The organism is Pluralibacter sp. (assembly GCF_019237635.1).
GTDB lineage: Bacteria > Pseudomonadota > Gammaproteobacteria > Enterobacterales > Enterobacteriaceae > Enterobacter_B.
The window spans coordinates 21,391-30,579 of record NZ_JAFAGS010000119.1; the positions used below are offsets into that span (position 1 = coordinate 21,391).

Sequence of the window (9,189 nt, forward strand, 5' to 3'; positions counted from 1 at the left end):
ATGAATCTCATCAGAAGTATTTCCTCCATCGCCAGTTCGTCAGTGCTTTCGCAACTGATCGGCGCCTTTTCGGTCTGGCTTATCTCTCATCGTTACGGGATGGCGGAGGTCGGCCATTACGCGATGATCTACAGCAATGTGCTGATCGGCGCGCAGGTGTGTACTTTTGCTTCCCAGTTGCTGCTCCCCCGCCAGGAGGATCAGCAACTGGGGCAAAACGTGGTGTTTTGTGTGTTACAGAGCCTGGTGATGGCTATCCCCTGGGCGGTGATCACCGGCGTTATCTTCAACCTGAATATTGCGTTTCTCTATTTGCTGACCTTCAGCTATGCGCTGGTACTGGTTGCTGAAAACCTGTCGCTGCGCGGCGGGAATTATCCGTTTTTGACCTTCCAGCGCATCGCCGTATCCCTGGTTGTGGCCATTGCCCTGCTGGTGATGCCCAATCCGACGCTGTTCTATCTGGCATGGATGGTCGGCATTTTGTTGCTGATAAGCGGCTGCCTGATCCGCCTGTTTAACTTCCGTAGCCTGACGCTGAGCAACTTTTCGCTCACCACTAACGCCCGCTTTTTACGCGAACACTGGCAGCATATCAGCCGCGTTGGCAGTGCAGAGGTACTGGCTATGGCCAGCAATAACCTGCCGACAATGCTGATTAACATCTGGTTCTCGCCGCTGGTCGCAGGGTATTTCTCGGTGGTCAGCCGCTTCTGTTTATCGCCGGTGATGATCATTGGTAACGCCGTACGCAACTCCATCTTCTCTAAATGGTCGATGGATTTTCGTAACAACACCTTTAACTACCCGGAATATAAAAAGGTACGCCTGATGCTGATGGGGGCCTCGGTGGTGTGCATCCTCGGCATCTGGATTTTCTATCCGCTGGTGATGCGTCTCGGCTTTAGCCAGGAGTGGCTGAACTCTGTCCCGACTTCGCGCTATATGCTGCCCTATCTGTTTGCCGCTCTGGCGGTCAGCCCGCTGACGGTCATTGAGCTGATTTTCGGCTCCCGGCGCTATTTCCTGCGTATTCAAATTGAGCAAATGCTGATAATTGTCGTTGCTTTCATCGCCCTGCCGAAATTCGGCGTTGGCTATCAATTCGCGCTGTTGACCTTCGCGGTGCTTACCAGCGTGCGCTATCTGTTCATTCTCATCAAAATGAACCAGCGGGCGAAATCGCTCTGGGGACAGGAGCAGAAAATATGCAGCTAAATACTGGCCGCTACCTTGAAGCTTACGCTCTGATAACTCTGGTGTTCTGCGGCACGGTTCAGTACTTCACCGGCATTGCGGCGATTCTGTGGCTGCCCTTCTTTATGGTGCTGATCATGGCGGTACTGCTGTTAATGCAAAACCGCCCGCTGACGCTCACCGGACGCGAAAAGGTGATACTGGCGCTGTACCTGATGTTTATTGTTCTCGGCCTTGTCTCTACTGTGCTGCAATCGGGCATCGTGACCACCATCGTCGGTTTTAAAAACGAGCTAGCGCTGTCACTCCTGCTGCTGTGTATGTTGCTTGGGATGATTCGTGAATCGCAGTTGCACAGGCTGACCCAGCTTTTCTACTGGATCTACTACGTGCAGGTTCCGGTCACGATTTATCAGGTAATTTTCATCCTTCCCCAACGCGTGGCACTTCGTGGTGAGGATGAGAAGTGGGACTCGGTGGTCGGCACTTTCGGCGGCGATCCGATGGGCGGCGGCAACACCGCGGCAATGGGGTTGTTCTGCCTGCTGATCATGCTACTAAAGCTATCGGAGTATAAGCACGGGATCTGTTCTTTTAAATCGCTGGTGGTCCACATCGCGCTGGGCTTCTTCCTCTGCGTGGTGGGCGAGGTAAAATTCATCATCTTGCTATCGCCATTCCTGCTGGCGCTGCAGTGGATCCTGCCCGGCTATGTGCGCGGCGTCAGTGCTGTCAGCCTGCGTTCGCTGCTGACGATAACCGTCGGAATGGCGCTGTTAATTTTTATCGCCATCACCGCTCTGGCATCGAATTACTCGGAGGCCTTCGGCGGGGATCCGACCCGAAGCGCGCTTTCGGTGTTTATTGATTCGTTGAGTTATATTTTTGACACCAACTACATCATGCCGAGCGGTGAACTGGGGCGCTTCACCACTGTCTTCTTCTGGCTCCAGCATAACGACCTTTTCGGCCCGGGCGGGATGCTGTTCGGCTACGGTCTTAACGCCACGAACAGCGGTAGTACGGTTTCACCGGGGTACATTGGCGCCTGGTATCACCTGATCCTCGATTCAACGTCCTTAAGTATGCTGCTATGGGAAGTGGGCATTATCGGCACCAGTCTGTTTATCTGCATGATCGGCGCCGTGCTCGTGGCGATGCGGCCAAAAAAGGCCTTCTCCCGTCAGGAGCTTAATCGTGAGGATCTCCAGTTGCTCAGTTCGGCACCGGCGTATTACGTCTTTGTCATCGGCTGTCTGCTCAGCCTGCCCTACAGCCAAATCCTGATGATCGTGCCCATGCTACAGTTTTTATTATGGGTGGCCCTCGGGGCGCTTATCGTCATCCACCGCTCTATCCGTCTGAACGCCGGTAACGAACATGAATAAAACACCCGCTATTACCGTCAGCATTAAGACCCTGAATGAAGCTCAGGGCATTGAGAAAACGATCGACAGCGTACGCAAACAGCTTCTGCTGTATCCGCATCAAATCATCGTTGCCGACAGCCTCTCGACGGATAACACGCGGGAGCTCGCATTAGCGAAAGACGTGATGGTGGTGTGCCTGGATAACATCAGCGATCGCAGTTGCGGTATCGGCCACCAGCTCGGCTGGCTGTACAGCGAAGGCGATTACCTGCTGCTGTTGGATGGTGATATGGAGCTGGAGCCGGGCTTTCTCGATACCGCCGTCGAGTTCCTGGAAACCCATCCTGAGTACGCGGGGGTGGCCGGCAGCGTCAAGATGGATGATGCCTCTAACTACGAGTTCAAATCGCGCAAGCAGCGCCTGCACCTGATTTATCCGCATGGCGATACCGACCATTTAGGCGGCGGCGGTCTTTATCGCCGTTCGGCCATCGAAAAAGTCGGCTACCTGACCAACCTAAACCTGCACGCCTATGAAGAGGCAGAGCTGGGCATCCGCCTGAGGGCCGCGGGCTACAAGCTGCACCGTCTGGAGGTGCCCTACTTTAGCCACACCTCCTACACCATGCCGACCTTCAAAATGCTGATCTACCGCTGGAAGAACCGTTTCCTGTGCGCGCCAGGCGAGCTGCTGCGCAGTTGCTGGGGCAAAGCGCATTTCCCAGCCGCGCTGCGTATTGTTCGTAATGAGCTGATCTTCACCCTGTATCTGCTGATTTTGCTTGTCTGCCTGCTGACCTTTAACGGCAAGGTCATCGCCATTGCGCTGCTGCCACTGCTGGCGTTTATCGCCCTGAAAACAATTAAAAATAAATCCCTGCGCGACGGCGTACAGAGCGTTGTTAACTTATTCATGTTTTCAGTGGGGATGCTCCGCGGGGTGGTTCGTGCAGTCCGTGACCCGATGCAACGCCCGGCGGTGACCGTTTTTAATCCAAAGCATATCGTTACAGACAATGAAAATTCTCTTCGTTAACAAGTTCTTCTTTATCAAAGGAGGCGCGGAAACCGTTTATTTCCAGGAGCGGGATGCCATGCTGCAATCGGGCCACCAGATCGTCGATTTCAGTATGAAGCACGTGGAAAATAAACCGTCACCGTGGGAAGCGTTTTTCGTCCAGAACGTCGATTATCACGACAGCCACGGGCTGATGAACCGGGTCAGGGCTGGAGTGGACTTTATCTATAATTCGCAGGCCTGTGCGAAGCTCAACACGTTGCTGCTGCGCGAGCGGCCGGATATTGTTCATTTTCATAATATCTATCATCAGATAACGCCAGCCGTCATTGGCGTGGCAAAGCGCTTTGGCTGTAAAACGGTACTGACTGCGCACGATTATAAAATCGTCTGCCCTTCCTACACCATGCTGCGCGATGGCCACGTCTGCGAAGAGTGCCTGACCGGATCAGTCATCAACGCCTTCCGCCACCGATGCCAGCAGGGTAATACCTTTAAAAGCCTGCTGCTGTCGCTGGAGGCCTACTGGCAGAAATTCGCCAAAAATTACGCCATGCTCGATAGCATCATCGCGCCGAGCGAGTTTATGCGCCAGATGCTGCTGCGTAAGCTCCCCGACACCCGGATCGACGTTATCGTTAACGGCATTGACGCCAGCACCACCGTGCCCGGCGAAACGGCTGGCGACTATTTCCTCTATATCGGCCGTCTGAGTCGGGAAAAAGGCGTGTCAACGCTGGCCCAGGCGCAGCAGAAAATGACGCAAAAAATGCCGCTAAAAATTGTCGGCGATGGCCCGCTCGTCAAAGACCTGCGCGCGCGCTTCAGTGGCCCGGAATTCCTCGGGTATATGAAGCACGGCGAGGCGCTAAACAACCTGATTCGCGGTGCCCGCGCGGTCATTGTTCCTTCTGAGTATTACGAAAACTGCTCAATGTCGGTACTGGAGGCGATGGCCTTTGGCCGCCCGGTCATCGGAGGCAACATTGGCGGTATTCCGGAACAGATCCGTGACAACGTGGATGGTTATCTGGTGGAGCCTGGCGACAGCGACTCGCTGGCGAAGTTGATGGACAAGCTGGCAGCGGACCCACAACGGGCGCGTGAAATGGGGATTAACGCCCGCCAGCATCTGGAAGAAAAATACAGTCTTGCCCGTCATATCCAGGTGCTACAGGCGCTTTATCAGCAACTTGTGGGAGAGACAACATGAAAACCAATGTGACAGTGCTGGGCACCCGCGGCATTCCCGATGTTCAGGGCGGCGTCGAAACCCACTGCCAGAATCTGTACCCGGAAATCTATCGCCTGGGCAGCGCGGAGATCTGCGTGCTGGCCCGTTCGCCCTACGTGAACTATCGCCGCAGTGAATATAAAGGTGTTAGACTCAAGAGTTTATGGGCGCCGAAAAGCCGTACGTTCGAGGCCATTGTGCACTCAACCCTGGCGGCGCTCAGTACGTTATTTGACGGCTCCAGTGTGGTTCACGTTCACGCCATCGGCCCCGGACTGGTGGTACCGTTGTTGCGTCTGCTGGGAAAACGTGTCGTCTTTACTCATCACGGCCCGGACTATGACCGGCAGAAGTGGGGAAAAATCGGCAAAGGGATGCTGCGGCTGGGCGAAAAATGGGCGGTAACCTACGCCAATGAAGTGATCGTCATTTCCGAGGTTATCAACAATCTGATTAAGCACAAACATGGTCGGCATAATGCCCACGTTATCTATAACGGCGTCCGCCAGGTCGCGCTGCCACCCGCTGAAGAGCAGATGACGATGCTTGAAAGACACGCACTCAAGCCGGGTCAGTACATTGTTGCCGTTGCACGCTTTGTGGAAGAGAAAGGGCTACACGACCTGATCGCGGCTTATGCTGCGGCGGGTTGTAGTGTGCCACTGGTGCTGATTGGTGATGCCGACCACGCCGATGAGTACAGCGAACAGCTAAAGAAACAGGCCTTCAGCACGCCGAACATCTTCATGACCGGTTTTGTCAGCGGTGCGATGCTACATACGTTGTTCTCGCAGGCCGGGTTATTCGTCCTGCCCTCCTATCATGAAGGCTTGCCGATCGCCCTGCTGGAAGCAATGTCGTGGTCACTGCCCGTCATTGTCAGTGACATCCCGGCTAATCTCGAAATCGGGCTACCGCAAGCGGACTATTTCCCGGTCGGTGATGTTCCGGCCCTGACGCAGAAGCTTCAGCAATGGGTCGGAGGAGAAAAAGCGGATTACAGCCAGTTCCTGCCAAAATACTGCTGGCCGGAAATTGCCGCCCAAACCGCTCAAGTGTATCAGCGCCTAACGTAAACAGGTAACACGTGTCGAAATCTACAGCAGAACGGGTTGTTGAGCGCTTCTATGCCTCACTTGACCAGGAGGTCGAAACCTCATTAACCCCGGAACAGAAGCGCGGAATTGAGCAGGCGCTGGTCCACACTAATCTGGCGACGCGCCACTGGCTCGATTTTCGCCATAGCTTCCCGTTCCTCCACCGCCGCTATTTCGTGGTATTTCTCTTTGGCCGGGATCTGCGCAAGGTATCGCGCGAAAGCACCCTGCTCGGGCGCATATTCACTACACTGATGATTACCCTCGGTGTGTTGTTCTGCCTGCTGTCGGTTCTGCTGGCACTCTATATGCTGAAATCGGCATTAGGCATCGACATATTCACAAATTTCCACGTCGGTATCTGGACGTGGTTTATGAATCTTCATGACACAATGACAAGGTGAAATGCCTATGCCAATGTCGTCTCTGCGTAACGCACCTTCGTTTCGTGCACTGCTGCTGGCGGGCTTGCTGACGTCAGCTTCTGCGGGTGCAGTCACCACGGTGGTTTCACCTCTGCCCTTCGACGGTCTGTTGACCAATCCAGGCATGGGTGTGGCCAGTTTTCATGACGGTTACGGTCAAAAGCCCACCCTTGCGCAGTATCCCGACACCGGCATTGAATACGAGCGTTTTTACTGGAGCGAACTGGAGCCGCAGGAAGGGGTTTACAATTTTTCCCTCATCGACAACGCTTTCGCCGTTGCCGCCAGACACCAGCCGGCGATGAACGTTGGCCTGCGCTTTATGGCGCTTGATGAACCGCAAACCGGTTCAAAAATCCCCGTCTGGCTGATTGCCAAAGGCATTAAAGGACAGTGGGTTCAGAACGGTAAAACCTTCGTGCCGGATCTCAGCGACCCAACCTTCATCGCCTACGCGCAGAAACTGATCAGCACCATGGGCAAACGCTACGATGGAAATCCGGAGCTGGCCTTTATTGATATCGGCATGGTCGGCTCGTGGGGGGAATGGCATAACTCCAACTTTCCTGACGTCCCGAAATTAATGGACAAATACACCCCCGCACAGCTCAATCGTTATGTCGATATGCATTTCGATAGCTTTCCGAAAACACCGAAAGTGATGCTCATTAGCGGCGGCGACTCGCTGGCATGGGCCAGCCGCCGGGGTGCAGGTTGGCGCGCGGACTGCTGGGGCGACTGGCGTAACTTCTCAGCCGAGTGGAGCCATATGCGCGATGACTACCCGCAGCGGCTGGCTGCCGCGCAGGCCGCCGAGCCGGCCTTTAACGATAGCTGGGAACGGGCGCCGGTTAGCCTTGAGATTTGCGGCTATATGACCGAATGGCAAACCGTGCAGCACTATACCCGCGAAGAGGTCCAGGCGACCTTCGACTGGGCGTTGCAGCAGCACGCCAGCACGCTGAATATTAAATCGCGACCGATCCCCACGGAATACCGCGACATTGTTGATAAAGCCTTACTGCGCATTGGCTATCGCTATCGGGTAAATAAGCTGATGTTTGATACCCCGCTTCAGGCCGGGCAACCGCTTAGGCTGACCGTTAACTGGCGCAATGACGGTGTTGCTCCGGCTTATCTTCCTTATCCGGTGCAGTGGCGGGTGGTTAATGCCGCAGGCACAACCGTTCTGAAGCAGAAAACGCAAGACGATATTCGCCGCTGGTTGCCTGGCGATATTCAAAGCCGCGTTGTGCTGGCGCTACCGACAACCCTGGCCGCAGGCGACTATTCGCTGCAAACGGCAATAACCGACGCCCAGGGCGCACCGCGAGTCCAGCTTGCCAACAACGGGAAAACCGCCGATGGATGGTATCAGATGGCCTCGTTTGCCATCAGATAAGCCCTGAGAAAGTCGAAGGAGTGAAGGCATTACCTGAATCTGTCTGTTCTTACAGTTCGGTTTACCAGGATGTTCTCACCGAGTTGTGAATCGCCACAGGTTTTGGTCTACGATCGTAAGGTAAAAGTGAGCCCAACATTGCGTAAGAAAATGTGTAATCCTGACATGCGCCGACGCTTTTTCCCGGCGCATTTTTCTCACCGGATTTTCTCACTTTTTCTCAACGGGATATGGGTCACTGAAAAGAAATGGTGTAAGTGGTTGAATAGTGGCGGAGAGAGGGGGATTTGAACCCCCGGTGGAGTTGCCCCCACTCCGGTTTTCGAGACCGGTCCGTTCAGCCGCTCCGGCATCTCTCCGCTGAGATGGTTGCCATGATGCCAGGATCTTTGGCATTTTAACAGACCCTGTCCCTTTAATTGTGTTCAAGTGACGAGTTTGCGAGCAAAGCGATGATTAAATGGCCCTGGAAAACACATGATGTGCCTCACGAAACTGCTATGCAGTGGGAACAGGCACTTGCGATTCCTGTTTTAGCGAGCCTTTCGATTGATGAGCAGGGAAACCTGACGAATCTGGCGGAACGTTTTTTACAGCAGAAGCGGATTGTCCCCCTGCAGGGACTCACGCTCACGCCGGAACAACACGCGCGTATTGCCCTGCTGTTCTGCCTGCCGGTACTGGAGCTGGGCCTCGAGTGGCTGGATGGTTTCCACGAGGTGCTGGTCTACCCGGCCCCCTTTGTCGTCGATGATGAATGGCAGGACGACATCGGTCTGGTCCACAACCAGCGGGTCGTTCAGTCCGGACAGAGCTGGCAGCAGGGTCCTGTCATTCTGAACTGGCTTGATATTCAGGATTCGTTCGACGCCTCCGGCTTTAACCTTATCGTGCACGAAGTGGCGCACAAGCTTGATACCCGCAACGGCGATCGCGCCAGCGGCGTGCCGCTTATCCCGCTGCGCGAAGTCGCAGGCTGGGAGCACGACCTTCATGCAGCAATGAACAATATTCAGGATGAGATAGACCTGGTGGGAGAAAGCGCCGCCAGCATTGATGCCTATGCTGCGACCGACCCGGCCGAGTGTTTCGCCGTGCTGTCAGAGTACTTCTTCAGCGCCCCGGAGCTCTTTGCCCCGCGTTTCCCGGCATTATGGCAACGCTTTTGCCATTTCTACCGTCAGGATCCGTTATTACGAATTCGTGATAATGTCCACGATAGCCAGGGAAATGCGCGTACAGTTCACTAAAACAACACATTGCGCTAATCTCAGCCAATTGAATCAGTAAGTTAATTTTAGTGTTGACACAAAAAACGACGGCCAGTAGTATTCGCCTCGTTCACACGATTCCTCTGTAGTTCAGTCGGTAGAACGGCGGACTGTTAATCCGTATGTCACTGGTTCGAGTCCAGTCAGAGGAGCCAAATTTAGAAAAGCCTGCTTT

General features: G+C 54.5%; 8 protein-coding genes and 2 tRNA genes. 9 read left to right on the forward strand and 1 reads right to left on the reverse strand.

The window, feature by feature from the left end; genetic code table 11:
- The 7 genes from JO226_RS13750 to JO226_RS13780 are packed head-to-tail and all read left to right on the forward strand — an operon-like array spanning window position 1 to window position 7,743.
- Complete coding sequence (locus JO226_RS13750) at window positions 1-1,218, forward strand: capsular biosynthesis protein (protein ID WP_293593034.1); 1,218 nt, start codon at window positions 1-3, stop codon at window positions 1,216-1,218.
- Window positions 1,209-2,585: a capsular biosynthesis protein gene (locus tag JO226_RS13755; protein WP_293593036.1), complete on the forward strand. Its 1,377-nt coding sequence runs from the start codon at window positions 1,209-1,211 to the stop codon at window positions 2,583-2,585. The genes JO226_RS13750 and JO226_RS13755 overlap by 10 nt, the downstream gene beginning before the upstream one ends.
- A complete protein-coding gene (locus JO226_RS13760) occupies window positions 2,578-3,603 on the forward strand; it encodes a glycosyltransferase (protein ID WP_293593038.1) in 1,026 nt (341 codons plus the stop codon). The genes JO226_RS13755 and JO226_RS13760 overlap by 8 nt, the downstream gene beginning before the upstream one ends.
- On the forward strand, window positions 3,584-4,798 hold the full coding sequence (locus tag JO226_RS13765) for a glycosyltransferase family 4 protein (protein ID WP_293593040.1): 1,215 nt from the start codon (window positions 3,584-3,586) through the stop codon (window positions 4,796-4,798). Before JO226_RS13760 ends, JO226_RS13765 begins: the two co-directional genes overlap by 20 nt.
- Window positions 4,795-5,895, forward strand: a complete 1,101-nt coding sequence (locus JO226_RS13770; RefSeq protein ID WP_293593042.1) for a glycosyltransferase family 4 protein — start codon at window positions 4,795-4,797, stop codon at window positions 5,893-5,895. The genes JO226_RS13765 and JO226_RS13770 overlap by 4 nt, the downstream gene beginning before the upstream one ends.
- A gap of 11 nt (window positions 5,896-5,906) precedes the next feature.
- Window positions 5,907-6,320, forward strand: coding sequence for a hypothetical protein (locus JO226_RS13775; protein WP_293593044.1), 414 nt, complete (start codon window positions 5,907-5,909; stop codon window positions 6,318-6,320).
- Window positions 6,321-6,327: 7 nt separating this feature from the next.
- Entirely contained in the window at window positions 6,328-7,743 is a 1,416-nt protein-coding gene (locus JO226_RS13780; RefSeq protein ID WP_293593046.1) for a DUF4832 domain-containing protein, read from the forward strand.
- A 269-nt stretch (window positions 7,744-8,012) separates the two neighbouring features.
- Here the strand turns inward: JO226_RS13780 and JO226_RS13785 are convergent.
- Window positions 8,013-8,102 (reverse strand) — tRNA-Ser (locus JO226_RS13785).
- A 93-nt stretch (window positions 8,103-8,195) separates the two neighbouring features.
- Here JO226_RS13785 and mtfA point away from each other — a divergent pair.
- The gene (gene mtfA, locus JO226_RS13790) at window positions 8,196-8,993 is read left to right on the forward strand and encodes a DgsA anti-repressor MtfA (protein ID WP_293593048.1); all 798 of its coding nucleotides are present in this window, start codon (window positions 8,196-8,198) and stop codon (window positions 8,991-8,993) included.
- A 100-nt stretch (window positions 8,994-9,093) separates the two neighbouring features.
- Window positions 9,094-9,169: transfer RNA gene (locus JO226_RS13795), tRNA-Asn, on the forward strand.
- Window positions 9,170-9,189 lie beyond the last annotated feature (20 nt).